This window comes from Actinomadura sp. NTSP31, from assembly GCF_041951385.1.
Classification (GTDB): domain Bacteria; phylum Actinomycetota; class Actinomycetes; order Streptosporangiales; family Streptosporangiaceae; genus Spirillospora; species Spirillospora napierensis.
The window spans coordinates 102711-116994 of the sequence record NZ_JBGNUT010000025.1; the positions used below are offsets into that span (position 1 = coordinate 102711).

General features: G+C 75.3%; 12 protein-coding genes. 8 read left to right on the forward strand and 4 right to left on the reverse strand.

Going from position 1 to position 14284, the window contains the following annotated elements:
• Together mftE and mftF are read left to right on the forward strand one after the other, a co-directional pair.
• Window positions 1-738 carry a mycofactocin biosynthesis peptidyl-dipeptidase MftE gene (gene mftE, locus ACA514_RS34310; RefSeq protein WP_375045417.1) on the forward strand — a complete coding sequence of 246 codons (738 nt, stop codon included), beginning with the start codon at window positions 1-3 and terminating at the stop codon, window positions 736-738.
• Window positions 735-2237, forward strand: a complete 1503-nt coding sequence (mftF, locus tag ACA514_RS34315; RefSeq protein WP_375045418.1) for a mycofactocin biosynthesis glycosyltransferase MftF — start codon at window positions 735-737, stop codon at window positions 2235-2237. Before mftE ends, mftF begins: the two co-directional genes overlap by 4 nt.
• A 2-nt stretch (window positions 2238-2239) precedes the next feature.
• Here the strand turns inward: mftF and ACA514_RS34320 are convergent, their stop codons facing one another.
• The gene (locus tag ACA514_RS34320; protein WP_375045419.1) at window positions 2240-3046 is read right to left on the reverse strand and encodes a mycofactocin-coupled SDR family oxidoreductase; all 807 of its coding nucleotides are present in this window, start codon (window positions 3044-3046) and stop codon (window positions 2240-2242) included.
• A 487-nt stretch (window positions 3047-3533) separates the two neighbouring features.
• On the opposite strand from ACA514_RS34320, the gene ACA514_RS34325 reads away from it, so the two are divergent.
• Both ACA514_RS34325 and ACA514_RS34330 read left to right on the forward strand, forming a co-directional pair.
• Window positions 3534-5849, forward strand: coding sequence for a LuxR C-terminal-related transcriptional regulator (locus ACA514_RS34325; protein WP_375045420.1), 2316 nt, complete (start codon window positions 3534-3536; stop codon window positions 5847-5849).
• Between the two features lie 88 nt (window positions 5850-5937).
• Entirely contained in the window at window positions 5938-7386 is a 1449-nt protein-coding gene (locus ACA514_RS34330) for a sugar porter family MFS transporter (RefSeq protein ID WP_375045421.1), read from the forward strand.
• A 5-nt stretch (window positions 7387-7391) separates the two neighbouring features.
• Here the strand turns inward: ACA514_RS34330 and ACA514_RS34335 are convergent, their stop codons facing one another.
• From ACA514_RS34335 to ACA514_RS34345, 3 genes are read right to left on the reverse strand one after another with little or no spacing between them, the layout of a single operon-like run.
• Window positions 7392-7976, reverse strand: a complete 585-nt coding sequence (locus tag ACA514_RS34335) for an N-acetylmuramoyl-L-alanine amidase (protein WP_375045422.1) — start codon at window positions 7974-7976, stop codon at window positions 7392-7394.
• Between the two features lie 23 nt (window positions 7977-7999).
• On the reverse strand, window positions 8000-8239 hold the full coding sequence (locus ACA514_RS34340) for a hypothetical protein (protein ID WP_375045423.1): 240 nt from the start codon (window positions 8237-8239) through the stop codon (window positions 8000-8002).
• Window positions 8240-8245: 6 nt separating this feature from the next.
• On the reverse strand, window positions 8246-9238 hold the full coding sequence (locus ACA514_RS34345; RefSeq protein ID WP_375045424.1) for a hypothetical protein: 993 nt from the start codon (window positions 9236-9238) through the stop codon (window positions 8246-8248).
• Window positions 9239-9548: 310 nt separating this feature from the next.
• On the opposite strand from ACA514_RS34345, the gene ACA514_RS34350 reads away from it, so the two are divergent.
• The 4 genes from ACA514_RS34350 (at window position 9549) to ACA514_RS34365 (ending at window position 14203) form a co-directional block, all read left to right on the forward strand.
• Entirely contained in the window at window positions 9549-10085 is a 537-nt protein-coding gene (locus ACA514_RS34350; protein ID WP_375045425.1) for a MarR family winged helix-turn-helix transcriptional regulator, read from the forward strand.
• A gap of 198 nt (window positions 10086-10283) precedes the next feature.
• The gene (locus tag ACA514_RS34355) at window positions 10284-11492 is read left to right on the forward strand and encodes a PP2C family protein-serine/threonine phosphatase (RefSeq protein WP_375045426.1); all 1209 of its coding nucleotides are present in this window, start codon (window positions 10284-10286) and stop codon (window positions 11490-11492) included.
• Window positions 11493-11524: 32 nt separating this feature from the next.
• Complete coding sequence (locus tag ACA514_RS34360; RefSeq protein ID WP_375045427.1) at window positions 11525-12271, forward strand: hypothetical protein; 747 nt, start codon at window positions 11525-11527, stop codon at window positions 12269-12271.
• A gap of 174 nt (window positions 12272-12445) precedes the next feature.
• Window positions 12446-14203, forward strand: a complete 1758-nt coding sequence (locus tag ACA514_RS34365; RefSeq protein WP_375045428.1) for a hypothetical protein — start codon at window positions 12446-12448, stop codon at window positions 14201-14203.
• Window positions 14204-14284: the final 81 nt, after the last annotated feature.

The window sequence follows — 14284 nt, forward strand, 5'->3', positions numbered from 1 at the left end:
GTGCCCGCCGCCGGCGACCTGGCCGGGGCCGCCTGGACGGACGTCCGGGCGGCCCCGCTGGTCCTGGTGCCGGTGGGGTCGTGCGAGCAGCACGGGCCGCACCTGCCGCTGTCCACCGACACGGTGATCGCCGAGGCCGTCGCCGGGCGCGCGGCGGACGCGCTCCGCCCGGACACTGAGGGGCAGGTGCTCGTCGCCCCCGCGATCGCGTTCGGCGCGAGCGGCGAGCACGCGGGCTTCCCCGGCACCGTCTCGATCGGGCACGAGGCGCTGAACGCGGTGCTCGTGGAGACCGTGCGGTCGCTCGCGCTGTGGGCGGGGCGGGTCGTCCTCGTCAACGGGCACGGCGGCAACGTGCCCACGCTCGACGCCGCCGCCGGCCGGATGCGGGCCGAGGGGCACGACACCGCCTGGGCCGGCTGCGGCGTTCCGGGGGGCGACGCGCACGCCGGGTTCACCGAGACCTCCGCCATGCTGCACCTGGCCCCCGGCCTGGTACGGCCGTTCGGCACGGTCGCCGGGGAGACCCGCCCGCTCGCCGCGATCATGCCGGAGCTGGTCGCGGGCGGGGTCCGCGCCGTCTCGCCGTCCGGCGTGCTCGGCGACCCGTCCGGCGCCTCCGCCGAGGCGGGCCGCGAGATCGTGGACGCCATGGTCGCGTCGGTCGTCCGGCGGATCGGTGGCGGGCGCGCGGACGAGCGCGGGCGCCTCATCGACACGGCGGCCCCGCGGCCATGAGCCGCCCGAAGGACCGGTTCCGGCTGCCCGGCGGCTTCCCCGTCGCGCTCGCCCGGGACACCTCGCTCTGGTCGGGCGGGCGCGTGGCCACCGGCGGCTCGCCCTGGAAGGTGGTACGGCTCGCGGACGCGGCGCGCCCGCACCTGGCGGCGCTGCGCCGGGCCGGCGCGGCCGGGCTCGCCGATCCCTCGCCGGTCGGGCGGGCGCTGGCCCGCAGGCTCCTCGACCTCGGCATGGCCGACCCGCTCCCGGCGCCGCGTCCCGGACCGCACGGCGTGACCGTCGTGATCCCGGCCTACGAGCGGACCGGCGAGCTGGAACGCTCCCTGGCCGCGGTCGGGGACGTCCCGGTCATCGTCGTGGACGACGCGTCGCCCGACCCGGAACCGCTGCGGCGGGTCGCGGAGGCGTACGGCGCGCGGCTCGTCCGGCATGCCCGCAACCGGGGCCCCGCGGCGGCCCGCAACACCGGGCTTCGCCTGGTGGAGACGCCGTTCGCCGCGTTCGTCGACTCCGACTGCCGCCCGATGGAGGGCTGGCTCGACGTCCTCGTCCCGCATTTCGACGATCCGCGCGTCGCGGCCGTCGCCCCCCGGATCGTCCCGCTGTCGGACGACACCGGAGTGCTGGCCCGCTACGAGACCGCCCGGTCGGCCCTGGACATGGGGATGCGGCCGGCGCTGGTGCGTCCGGGAGGCAGGCTCGGGTTCGTGCCGACCGCGACGCTGCTGGTGCGGGTCGCGGCCGCGGCCGACGAGCCGTTCGACGAGGACCTGCGGCTCGGCGAGGACGTCGACTTCGTCTGGCGGCTGGGCGACCAGGGGTGGAACGTCCGCTACGAGCCCGCCGCGCGGGTCGCCCACACGCCCCGCCTGCGTCCGGTGGCGTGGGCGCGGCGGCGCCACGAGTACGGCACGTCCGCGGCCGACCTGGCGCGGCGGCATCCCGGCAGGCTGGCGCCGGCGCGCCCGTCGATGTGGAACCTCGCCGTCCTCGCCCTGCTCGCCCGGGGCCGTCCGGGTGCGGCGGCCGGCGTCGCGGGGGTGACGGCGGCGCTGCTGGCCAGGCGGCTGTCCGAGCTGCCCGCCGACTGGAGCCTGGCCGCCGCCATCGTCGGCAAGGGCGCCGTCGCCGACGCCGCCGCGATCGGGCACGCGCTGCGCCGCGAGTGGTGGCCGCTCGGCCTGCTCGCGCTAGCCGCCTGCCGCCGCAGCCGCCTCGCCCGCGCGGCGGCCGTGGCCATGCTCGCGCCGGTGGCGCTGGAATGGCTGCGGCAGCGTCCGCCCATCGACCCCGTGCGCTACACCGTCCTGCGGCTCGCCGAGGACGTCGCCTACGGATCCGGTGTGACGGCGGCGTCGGCTCGCGCGCGCTCGGCCGCTCCCCTGCTCCCGGACGTCCGGTTTCCGGAGTCGTTCTCCTCCGTCCGCGAGCGGGCCCGTTCCGCCGCCGGACGGTGGACCGCGGCCGTCCGTGCGGCCGGCCGCGATCCGCGCTGAGGTCAGCGGTTCAGCGCACCGAGGTCGACGGGCAGCTGGGCGCCGGTGATGTACTTGCCCTCGTCGGAGGCCAGGAACGCGACGATGTTCGCGATGTCCTCCGGCTCGACCATCTCGTAGGGCAGCGCCGGCATGTAGATGGGCCCGAGCAGCGGGCTCTGCTCCAGCAGCTCGGTCATCGTCCCGCTGGTCATGCCCGTCCGTACCCCGTGCGGGTGGACGGTGTTGACCCGGATGTCGTGCTCGCCCAGCTCGTTGGCGAGGACCTTCGCCAGGCCCACGACGCCGTGCTTCGAGGAGGCGTAGTGCGCCAGGAACGGCAGCCCCTTCAGGCCCGCCACCGAGCTGGTAATGATGATCGAACCGCCCTGGCCCTGCTCGATGAGCGTCGGCACGGTGGCCTTCACCGTCTTCCACACCCCGGTGAGGTTGGTGTCGATGACGTCCTGCCACTGCTCCTCGTCGAGCTCCCAGGTGCGGCCGTAGTTCACGATCCCCGCGTTGGCCACCACCACGTCGAGCCTGCCGAGCTCGGCGACGCCCTCCCGGACGGCCGCCTGCAGCGCGGCCAGGTCCCGCACGTCGGCCTTCCGGGCCACGATCCGGCGTCCCTGGTCGGTCACCAGCTTGGCGGTCTCGTCAAGGTCGTCCTGGGTGGGCGGCTCGTAGGGGACGTAGGAGCTGACCGCGCCGACGAGGTCCACCGCGATGACGTCCGCGCCCTCGGAGGCCAGCCGGACGGCCTCCGCGCGCCCCTGCCCGCGCGCCGCGCCGGTGATGAAAGCGACCTTGCCTGTCAAACGCGCCATGGGTTCTTCCTCCACGTTGGTCAGACCCGGAGGCGCAGGGGTGGAAGGCCTTTTCGGCCGGACGACGGCTGCGCCGCCATCGGGCCGATAAGCGGTCACCGCCATAGTGGCACTCAGTGCCAAAAGGGGCAAGACCCTGCTCATCGCCCCCGGCTCGTCCCGCCGCGCCCGGCTCCCCTGAAGCCCGCCGCCGCCACCGGCGCCGACACACGGTGACGGCGGCGGGGACCAGGGCCCCCGGCGGCCGGGGGTTCCCCCCGGATCCCCGGCCGCCGGACCGGCGGACCGCGCGGGAACGCCGGTGCGGGGCGGGCCGCCGGAGGCACCGCCGCGCGATGCCCATCCTCACCGGGCCGGCCGCGACCGGACATCGGTAGATGAACCGATCCGCGTACCGATTCACGGTCGCCTTCCGTAGCACCGCAATTACAATCCAGGCGTACCCCCAAGTCGCCGGACGTCCGGCGGGAGCTGACTCGGAGACGGCGTGGCGCTGGAAATGACGCTGGAGCGGCAGACGGGACGACTGCCCGCGGAGTTCACCAGCTTCGTCGGGCGGAAGACGGAGCTGCACCAGGTCCGGAGGCTGATCGACGGGCACCGCCTGGTCACGCTGACCGGGCCGGGCGGGGTCGGCAAGACCCGGCTCGCGGTGCGCACCGCGGCGCGGGCGAGCGACGCCTTCGACGGCGGCGTGTACTTCGTCGGCCTGTCGAGCCTCACCGAGCCCTCGCTGCTGGCGCAGGCGATCTGCGACGCGCTCGGCCTCGCCGGGCAGGGCGGCGGGCCGGCCGCCTCCCGGCTCGCCGACCATCTCGCCGACCGGCGGGTGCTGCTCGTCCTCGACACCTGCGAGCACCTGCTCGACGCGTGCGCGGCGCTGACCGAGGTGCTGCTGCGCTGCGCCCCGGGCCTGCGCGTGCTGGCGACCAGCCGGCAGCCGCTCGACGTCCTGGGCGAGCACACCATCAGCGTCGCCCCGCTGGGGCGGCCGGAGCCCGGCGGCCCGGACGCCCCCGACGGCGAGGAGTGCGACTCGGTCCGGCTGTTCGCCGAGCGCGCCGCCGCGGCCGTCCAGGGCTGGACGCTCACCAACGGCAACCGGGACGCCGTCGCCCGGCTGTGCCACCGCCTCGACGGGATCCCGCTGGCGATCGAGCTCGCCGCGGTGCAGCTGCGGACGTTCTCGGCCGACCAGGTGCTGAGCCGGCTCGGCACCCGGCTGTTCCAGGCCCGCGGCGCGCGCACCAGCGTGCCGCGGCACCAGACGCTGCGCGCGGCGATCGACTGGAGCCACGCGCTGTGCTCGGCCGAGGAGCGGCTGCTGTGGGCGCGGCTGTCGGTGTTCGCCGGCGACTTCGACCTCGACGCCGCCGAGCACGCCTGCTCCGGCGACGGCCTGCCCGCCGAGCACGTCGTGGACGTGCTGACCGGCCTGGTCGACAAGTCCGTCGTGCAGCGCGCCGACCGCGGCGGCCGGGTCCGGTACCGGATGCTCGACAGCCTGCGGGAGTACGGCGTCGAACGGCTCGCCGCCGGCGGCGGGCAGGCCCGGCTGAGGCGGCGCTGCTTCGACTGGTACGCCGGGCGGCTGCGGCTCGCCCGGGCGGAGCTGGCGGGCGCGGAGCAGGCCCGGTGGCTCGACTGGTTCGACCGCGAGCGCGCCAACATCCGGGCGCTGCTCGGCGACGTCGTGACCACGGCCGAGACGGCGACCGCCCGGGACGCGCTGGACGCCCTCGGCCGGCTCTGGATGCTGCACGGCATGGCGGGCGAGTGCCGGCACTGGATGGACCGGCTGCTGGAGGCCCGCGACACCACGGGCGAGGGCTGGGCGCGCCTCCTCGGCCTCGCCGCCCTGACGATGACGCTCCAGGACGACCTCGGCGCCGCCGGCGAGCTGCTGGACCGGGCGTCGGCGCAGGCGCGGGCGGAGGGCGACCGGGACGCGGTCGCGCTCGTCGCCTGCTGCGAGGGCGTCAGGGCGCTGTTCGCCGGCGACGTCGACCGGTCGCTGCGGCTGCTCGGCGCCGCCGACGAGCTGGGCGAGCAGGCCGACGACGACGTCCTCCTGCTGCTCGTGGAGGTCTTCCGCGGCGTCGGGTACCTGTTCAAGGGCGACCACCCGGCGGCCGTCGAGCACGCCGGACGGGGCGCGCGGGCCGGCGAGGAGCACGGCGAGCTGTGGGTGCGCTCCTACGGCATGCTGGTGTGCGGGCTCGCGCTGTGGCTCGCCGGCGACCTCGACGCCGCCCTCGAACGGCTCCGCCGGTCGCTGCGGATCAAGCGCGACCTCGCCGACGAGCTGGGCATGACGCTGGGGCTGGAGGCGATCGCCGGATGCCTGTGCAGCGGCGGCGAGTACGTCCGCGCCGCGCGGCTGCTCGGCGCCGCCGACCGGATGCGCGAGTCCACCCAGACGGCCTGGTTCGGCCCGCACCACGCGATGCTGCGGGAGACCCACATCGGCGAGGCGGTGCGGGCGCTGGGCGAGCGGCGGTACCGCGCGGCCTTCGAGGAGGGCGGGCGCCTCGCGGCGGCGCACGCGATCCGGGACGCGTTGGGCGAACCCGCGGTGTCCGGGGCGGGCGCGGGCGCGTCCGGGCAGGCCGCCTCCCCGCTCACCGAACGCGAGCTGGAGGTGGCTGCGCTGGTGGCCGAGGGGCTGTCCAACCGCGACATCGCCGACCGGCTGACCATCGCCAAGCGCACCGCCGACTCCCACATCGAGCACATCCTCGCCAAGCTCGGGTTCTCCTCCCGCGCGCAGATCGCCGTCTGGATCACCGAACAGGGCACCTGACGCCGCCTCCGAGCCCGGTGCGTGTGCTCCCGATCACGGAGGGTAGGCCGGATCTGCACGCGCGACGCGGATCGGGGAGGCAGCGGGGATGCAGGGGTTCGCCACCGCGACGGTCTACGAGGGCCCGCTGTCGGAGGTGCCGCCGGACGGGCTGCGCAGGATCTGGGTCTGGGCGGTCCTGATCGCGGTCGGCGGGTTCCTGTTCGGGTTCGACACCGGGGTGATCTCCGGGGCGCTGCTGTACATCAGGACCGACTTCGGGCTGAACTCGTTCGAGCAGTCGAGCGTGGTCAGCGTGCTGGTGCTGGGCGCCATGGCCGGCGCCCTCGGGTCCGGGCGGATCGCCGACCGGATCGGGCGCCGCCGGATCCTCGGCCTGGAGGGGCTGGTCTTCCTGGTCGGCACGGTGATCGCGGTGCTGTCCACCGGCTACCCGATGCTGGTCGCCGGCCGGCTGGTGCTGGGCCTCGCGGTCGGCGGCGCGTCGGCGACCGTCCCGGTGTACCTGTCGGAGATCTCGCCCAAGGAGATCAGGGGCCGCACCCTGACCCTCAACCAGCTGATGATCACCATCGGCATCCTGACCGCCTACCTGACCAACCTCGCGTTCTCCGGCGCCGGGGACTGGCGGGCCATGATCGGCGTCGGCGCGGTGCCCGCGCTGGTGATCGTCGCGGCGTCGCTGTGGGCGCTGCCGGAGTCGGCCGCGTGGCTGGTCGCGCGCGGCCGCCGGGACGAGGCGCGCCGGCTGGTCGCCTCCGTCACCAACGAGGCGACCGCCGACCGGCTCCTGGAGCGCTACGACCGGGGCAGGGCGCGGGACGGGGGCGACGGGGGCGGCGACGGGGGCGGCGACGGGGGCGAGCGGACCGGGTGGCGGACGCTGCTCGGCTCCGGCGTGCGCCCGGCGCTGGTCGTCGGGCTGACGCTCGCGGCCGTCCAGCAGTTCGGCGGGATCAACACGATCATCTACTACGCTCCGACGATCATCGAGGAGACCGGCCTGACCGCGTCGAACTCGATCGTCTACTCCATCGCCATCGGCGTCATCAACCTGGTGATGACGCTGGTCGCGATCCGCGTCATCGACCGGTCCGGGCGCCGGCCGCTGCTGCTGTTCTCGCTCGGCGCGATGGCCGTCATGATGGCGCTGCTCGGGCTGTCGTTCGTCGCGGGCTGGTCGTCCGGCCTGTCGCTGGTGTTCATGGTGCTCTACATCGCCGGCTACGCGGTCGGGACCGGGCCGGTGTTCTGGACGCTGATCGGGGAGGTCTTCCCGCCGCGCGCCCGGGCGGCCGGGGCCAGCGCGTCCACCGCGGTGAACTGGCTGGCGAACTTCGTGGTCAGCCTGGTCTTCCTGCCGATCGCCGGCGCCCTCGGCCAGGGCGAGACGTTCTGGATCTTCGCGGTGATCGCGGCGCTCGGCTGGGTCTTCGTGGGCCGGTTCGTGCCCGAGACGAAGGAGCGCGACTTCACCGAGGTGGACGCCGACCTGCGGTCCCGGTTCGGACGGCGCGCCCCGGCGGAGACGGGCTGACCCGGCTATCGGGCGGCGTGCTCGCTCATCAGCCGCTCCCAGTGGCGCCGGACCCGCGTCCAGGGGAACCGGGGTCCCGGGTCGATGCGGCGGCGGACCAGCACGGACGGGTCGTCGGACGCGGGGATCATCTGCTGGTCCAGGTCGCTGTGGCGCACCAGATGGACGAGGCCCGGGTGGGTCTCCTTCAGGACGGCCAGCAGTGCCACGAGGGCGTCCGTCTGCGCCGCCGGGAAGTCCTCGGCGGGAACCTGCGCGCGCGAGTCGAAGTGGTCGGGATGGCGGCCGGTGTTGACCAGCTCGATCCCGATCGACGCGGTGTTGTGACCGGCCGCGTGGGCGGCGACGCGGTCGAGCGGCACGAACCGGTGACAGCCGCCGTCGCGGTCGACGTACAGGTGGCCGCACACGCCGGTGCCGTCCGCGGATCCGTCCGCACTGCGCTCGGCGTAGTCCCACGCCTTGGACAGCGTGGGGATCTCGGTGGCGTGCAGGACGACGGTCGTCACCGATTCCGGCGATCTGCGGCGCAGCGACGCCCACCACGACACGAGCCTGTCGTCCACCGGAGGACCTGCGGAGACGCCCATGGCCCGATGGTATTCGCCGACGCCTACCGCGAACCGGGATCGGTCAGCCGTGCGGCGAGCCGGTGGGCGATGCGGATGTGCCGGTAGGTCGTGTTCGCCTCGGCCGGGCGCGGCAGGTTGTGCCGCTCGGTGCCCGACTCGGAGTCGCCCCCGGGCTCGGCCGCCGTCCGCTCGGTGACGTCCGCCGGCTCGCGGACGACGAGCTCGTCCGCCTCGACGGACGCGCTGATCTCCACGTCCGGTTCCCGTTCCGCTTCGCCCATCGCTCCTCAGCCCCCCGGCAGGCGCTTCAGGACGCCGCCGATCAGGTCGCGGCCGGCGCGCACGGACTTCCTGGTCAGCGCCGCCGCGAGGTCGCCCGCCCCCAGGTCGTCCGGCCGGTCCGGGACGTCGCGGCGCGGCTCGCCGCGAGGGGCGGGGCCGGCCGGCGGGGCCGGCGGCGCCTCGGTCCGCCGCCGTTCCGGTCCGGGCTCGCGCCCGACGTGCGGCCGGTGCGGCGCCCTGCGGGGCTCCGGCCCGGGCCGTCCGGTGTCGGCCGCCTGCCGCGCGGGGCCCGTGACCCCGTTCCCGGCCGACCGGCCGGCGTCGTCCCCGATGACGTTCCCCGCGTTCCCGCCGGCGTCCCGCACCGCCCGGCCGGCGTCGCCGCCCACGTCCCGCACCGCACGACCGGCGCCGCCGCCCACGTCCTGCACGGCGCGGCCCGCGCCGCCGCCGACCTCGCCGACCGCCCGTCCCGCGCCGGCCCCGACGTCCTGGACGGTCCGGCCTGCGCCGCCGCCGACGTCCTCCACCGCCCGCCCGGCGCCCGACCCGACCTCGCGGACCGCGCCCCCGGCGCCAGTCCCGACGTCCCGGACCGCGCCCCCGGCGCCAGTCCCGACGTCCCGGACCGCGCTTCCGGCACCGCGGCCGACCTCCCCGGCGGCCGTGCCGAGCCCGCGCGTCACGTTCGCGAGGATCTCGGGGTTGCTGTCGACCGTGTCCAGCACCCGTTCGATGATCCGGGCGACGTTGTCGAGGCGCACCTTCAGCAGTGCCTGGGCCTCCACCCCCTTGAGGGTGAGGCTGACCCGGCCGAGCGTGACGTCCGCGCCGACCCCGAGGTCGAGCAGGTCGAGCACGGCGGCGCGCAGCGACACGTCGGCGCGCAGGTCGTCGACCTCCAGCTCGATCTCGTCGACCTTGACGACCGGGACGTCGAGCAGGACGTCGGGGTCCTCGCGGGGCGCGCCGTCCCCGGCGGCGTGCGGCTGGTCCATGGGGTCCTCCTCCGGTGCGGCGGGGCGGCCGGAACGCACGACCGGCCCGATGACCCCTTACCGGCATCAACCCGGTCGAACCCGAACAAGGCCCGGCTTTGCCCGGATATGGCCGCGAGATTCCGGATCCATCGCACTCCGGAACGCCTGGACCCGCGCCCCCCTCGCGCTCGCGGGCGGCCACGGCGGCGGTCGTCGTTTATCGTTGTCTACCGTCTGCGACGCGCCCCGTCCCGCCCCTCCGCGGCGGAACGCGCGAGCCGGTGCCGCGGGTGGCGAGGCCAGGGAACTCCACGAGGAAGGCGGGGGCGTGACTCAGCGACGACCGCGGCTCTCGGCCGACGACCCGGTGGCCGGGGAACCGGCGGCCGGCGGGACCGGCGAGGTGCCGGACGACGTCACCGCCGCCGTCGAGCGGGTGCTGAGCGCGGCGGCGCTGCTGTGGAGCCGCGCGGACCAGGGGCTGGAGCCGGCGGTGTCGCCGATCCAGCTGCGCGCCGTGGAGGCGATCGCCCGGTTCGGCCGGCCGAACCTCGGCCGGCTCGCCGAGGAGCTCGGCGCGATCCCCTCGTCGACGAGCCGGCTGTGCGACCGGCTGGAGGCGGCGGGGCTGGTGGTCCGCGAGAGCGCGCTGGCCGACCGGCGGGAGATCATCGTCCGGCTGAGCAAGCAGGGCGAGCGGCTGTACTCGGAGCTGACCGGGCGGCGCCGCGCGGCGGTGCGCGAGGTGCTGGCGCAGCTGACGCCCGCGTCCCGGGGGCGGCTGCTCGACGCGCTCACCGAGTTCGATCTGGCGCGCGAACGGCAGGACGGCTCGACGGAGGCGCTCGGCTCGCGGACCGCCTGAGCCCGGTTCGCCCCCGTCCGGCCGGTTTCCGCGGAGACCAGGTGAAGCAATTCCACTGCTCCTCGACATCAAGTATTTGCCATGTGGCAAGCTTTTTGACAGTCTTCCCCTGCGGTTCTCCGGCCCGGTCCGGACGGGCCCTGCGGAGGAACCACACCCCGGGAGGTGGACGGCCCGGACCAAGGAGATGGGGTCGCAATGAGCACGCACGGCCGCGCGGCCGAGGTCGAACGGGCGCTGCGCCTCGCCCCCGCGCACGCGCTCCCGGAGACGCTGAGCGCGCTGTTCCGGCAGGACCCGCCGCGGATCCGCGCGGCGCGGCTGCTGGTGAACGACTACCACTCGCGGGTTCTGCTGCCGGTCGAGCCCTACCGCGCGGCTCCGGCGCGGCCGGCGGGAGGGGAGCCGGCCGCGCCGATCCGGATCCAGGGCTCCGCGGCGGGCCGCGCGTTCGTCTCCCGGCGCCGCGTCGTCGACTCCGGGTTCGCCTTCGTCCCGGTCACCGCGCGGGGCGAGCGGCTCGGCGTGCTGGAGTTCCGGGCGCCCGGCGGCGGCTGGGACGACGCCGCGCTGGACGAGCTGGAGGAGGTCGGGGCGGTGTTCGGCGCGGCCCTGCGGGTCGCCTGGCACCACACCGACCGCTACGAGCGGGCCCGGCGCAGCCAGCGGCTGACCCTCGCCGCCGAACTGCAGTGGCAGCTGCTGCCCGGGCACGCCTGCGCCGGCGACGGCTACAGCCTCGCCGGGCACCTCGAACCGGCCTACTCCATCGGCGGGGACAACTTCGACTGGTCCGCCGAGCACGACCATCTCGCGCTGACCGTCACCAACGGGTCGGGCACCGGCATCCAGGCGGCGCTGCTGACGTCGCTGACGGTCGGGGCGCTGCGCAACGCGCGCCGCTCCGGCGCCGACATCGGCGAGCAGGCGAGCCTGGCGAACGACATGGTGCACGTCCGCTACGGGGGCCGGGAGTTCACCGAGACGCTGGTGATGCGGATCGACCTCGCGGACGGGACGGTGCACGTCATCGACGCGGGCTCGCCGCGGATCCTGCGGCTGCGCGGCGCCGAGGTGACGCGCATCCCGCTGGAGCAGCAGCTGCCGCTCGGCATGTTCCCCGACACCGAGTACCGGCCGCAGCGGTTCCGGCTGGAGCCCGGCGACCGGCTGGTCATCGTCAGCGACGGGGTGTTCTCCGCGCGGTCGGGGCGCGGCGAGTTCGGCACGCACGCGCTGGAGCAGGCGACCCGCCGCAGCCGGCTGCAGGACCCGGCGGAGGTGCCGCTCACCATCGTGAACGAGCTGATCGAGCACCACGAGGGCGCCGATCTCGCCGACGACGCCGTGGTGGTGTGCCTCGACTGGCACCGCCCCGCCGCCCGCACGAACGGCGAGCGGGAGTAACCTCCCGCTTACCGGCGAGCGGAGGAGGCGCGATGGGCGGGCAGCTGGACGCGATGGAGACCGTGCGGGCGGCCGACAGGACCATCCACGACGTGGGCGCGGCGTGGATGCTCGACCCGGCGACCGCGGAGCGCGGCAAGGAGGCCGGGTACGCCAACCCGTTCGCGTTCTACTTCGCGGGCCGCGGCGGGGTCCTCGGGGACGTGGACGCCGACGTCGTGTCGGCCGCGATGGGCTGGTTCCCGCCGCAGGTCGTCCGGCTGTTCTGGGACGAGGGCGTCGCCGTCGCCGGAGCGCGCGAGGCGGCCCGGCGGTACGCGGCGACCTGCGTGCAATGGGGCCGCGACCGCATCGGCGACGCCGGCGGCGAGCGGCTGTGCGAGCTGGCCGCGCGGGTCGTCGACGCGGCCGAGGGGTCCGGGCTGCCGCTGTTCAGCGGCTGGCGGGCCGAGCCGCTGGCCGACGACGTGCCGGGCCGCACCGCGCAGCTGGTGCACGTCCTGCGGGAATGGCGGGGCGCGCTGCACCTGGTCGCGACGACCGCGGCCGGGCTCGCGCCGCTGGAGGCCGTGCTCGCCAACGACACCGAGGACCGGGCGCGCTTCCTCGGCTGGCGGGGCGACCTGCCGGACTGCTCCGCGCTGAAGGGCCGCCGCCTGGAGGCCGAGGACACCACCGACCGGCTCGCCGCCGCGGTGTACGAGCGGGCGCTGTCGCCCTCCGAGCGCGCCGAGTTCGCCGGACTGGTCGGCGCGGTCCGCACCGCCGCGCTCGGCTGACCGCCGCGCCCTCCTGGCCAGGCCGCCGCGCCGCGCGCGTTCCGCGCGGTGCGGCGGTTTTTTGTCGACCGGGGACAGAAACGGCGCGGAAATTGTGTCAGCGGGCGACTGTCGCGGCGGCAGAACGGCGTTCATTGTTGCCCCGTATCCATCAGCGTCCGGAAGGAGAACGCGATGGGGCGACCACCCCACCCCCTCGTTCGCCGCCCCTCGCGCCGGCTCGGCGGGCTCGCCCTGCTGGGCGCGTCGGCGCTCGTCGCGGCCGCGGTGGCGGCGCCGTCGCCGCCCGCGGACGCGCGCGCCGCCGACCGGGTCGAGACGCCGGTCGCCACGGGCTCCCCCGTCACCGGGGTCGCCGAGTCCCTGGTGCGCGTCCGCGTCCCGCTGCCGGCCTCGGCGGGCCCGCACCCGGAGGCCTGCGACTGGCTGTCGTACCTGCGGTTCCGGGACTCCGGCGGCCCCGCCGCCCCGGCCCAGGCCGACAGGATCCTCGTCGCGCAGCCCGGCATCCTGGAGGGCGCGGGCGCCTTCGACAGCGTCGCGCGCAACACCGTCGCCGCCGCCGCGAAGAACGGCGAGCACATCGAGTTCTGGGCGCTGGACCGCCGCTCCAACTGCCTGGAGGACCGCACCGGTGTCCAGGCCGGCCTCGCCGCGAAGGACGTCCATCTCGCGGTCGACTACTACTACCGGCAAAAAGAGGTGGACGGCCGGAAATTCGCCGGGTACCAGTCCAACGACCAGGTGAAATGGCTGCAGAACGTCGGGCTGGAACAGACCGTCCGCGACGAGTACGACCTGATGGCGAGCGAACTGCCGGACCAGAAGGCGCGCAAGCAGAAGATGCTGTGCGGCGGCCATTCCCTCGGCGGCGTCCTGACCGCGTTCTTCGCCGAATGGGACTTCGACGGGAACCATTCCACGACCGATGACGCCGGCTACAACCAGTGCTCCGGCTACTTCGCCCTCGACACCCGCATCAGCACGAACCTGCCCGGCATGGACGGCCAGCTCCCGACCGACCTGATCCCGCTGCTGCAGTTCGGCGCGGGCGCCGTCCAGGCCGGGCTGGAGAGCGGTGTCGTGCCCCGCGCGCTGTCGGCCCCCGCACTGATCAACTCCGAGACGATGAACCTGCTGTCGATCGCGGGCCTGGCCGCCGACATCGCCCCGGCGGGCCTGTCCGACCTGGCGACCTACGTGCCGTCCTCGTTCAACACCGACACCACCTACCGGCTGCTGTTCTCCAAGGACTACCCGACGTTCGTCAAGGGCTCGCCGACGGTGAAGGACTTCCGCATCACCAACGCCGCCGCGCTCGGCGGGCTCCTCGACGACAACTCCCAGCCGCTGGCGTTCCTGCAGGCCAGCGTCGGGTTCTGGGACGGCGGGAAGATCGTCGACAAGGAGTTCCCGGCACCGAACGACCTGGACTCGATCGGCCTCGGCGGCCTCGCCCAGCTGCTCGGCCCGGACAAGAAGGCCATCCCCGACCAGCCGAACGGCCCGCTGTACACCTGGCGGAACTACGACCGCGTCGGCGCCCCCGACGACCCCGGCCACACGTCCAAGGACGGCACCCCGTTCACGTCCGCCGCCAAGGAGGTCACCGACATCGGCGAGCTGGCCCGGAGCCTCGCCGAGCAGCCGCTGGACTTCACCGAGCACTACTTCCCGACCAAGATGGTCACCGACATCGCGCTGGCCGCCTCCCCCGGCATCGCCGACGACGCCGTCCACACCGGCGGCCCGACGGCCAACCCGATCATCAACCTGGAGGCCGGCGACGGGCTCGGCGGCCGGACCCCGCAGCCCGGCGACGTCATCGCCCCCGGCTACCAGCACATCGACGTGCTGACCGCCTCCGCTCAGCAGAACGGCGGCAAGCCCGAGATCGTCTCCACCAACCTGGCCGCCTTCGCCGCGAAGTGACGCCCCGCCCGCGTCCCGCCCCCGGTGTTTCGGGGTGCGGGACGCGGGTAGCAGACGGCCCGATGAGGTGAGGGGGTCGAG

Coding starts and splice junctions, on each gene's coding strand:
- mftF (WP_375045418.1), top strand. CDS start 735: ATGAGCCGCCCGAAGGACCGGTTCCGGCTGCCCGGCGGCTTCCCCGTC.
- ACA514_RS34320 (WP_375045419.1), bottom strand. CDS start 3,046: ATGGCGCGTTTGACAGGCAAGGTCGCTTTCATCACCGGCGCGGCGCGC.
- ACA514_RS34330 (WP_375045421.1), top strand. CDS start 5,938: ATGCAGGGGTTCGCCACCGCGACGGTCTACGAGGGCCCGCTGTCGGAG.
- ACA514_RS34335 (WP_375045422.1), bottom strand. CDS start 7,976: ATGGGCGTCTCCGCAGGTCCTCCGGTGGACGACAGGCTCGTGTCGTGG.
- ACA514_RS34340 (WP_375045423.1), bottom strand. CDS start 8,239: ATGGGCGAAGCGGAACGGGAACCGGACGTGGAGATCAGCGCGTCCGTC.
- ACA514_RS34345 (WP_375045424.1), bottom strand. CDS start 9,238: ATGGACCAGCCGCACGCCGCCGGGGACGGCGCGCCCCGCGAGGACCCC.
- ACA514_RS34355 (WP_375045426.1), top strand. CDS start 10,284: ATGAGCACGCACGGCCGCGCGGCCGAGGTCGAACGGGCGCTGCGCCTC.
- ACA514_RS34360 (WP_375045427.1), top strand. CDS start 11,525: ATGGGCGGGCAGCTGGACGCGATGGAGACCGTGCGGGCGGCCGACAGG.
- ACA514_RS34365 (WP_375045428.1), top strand. CDS start 12,446: ATGGGGCGACCACCCCACCCCCTCGTTCGCCGCCCCTCGCGCCGGCTC.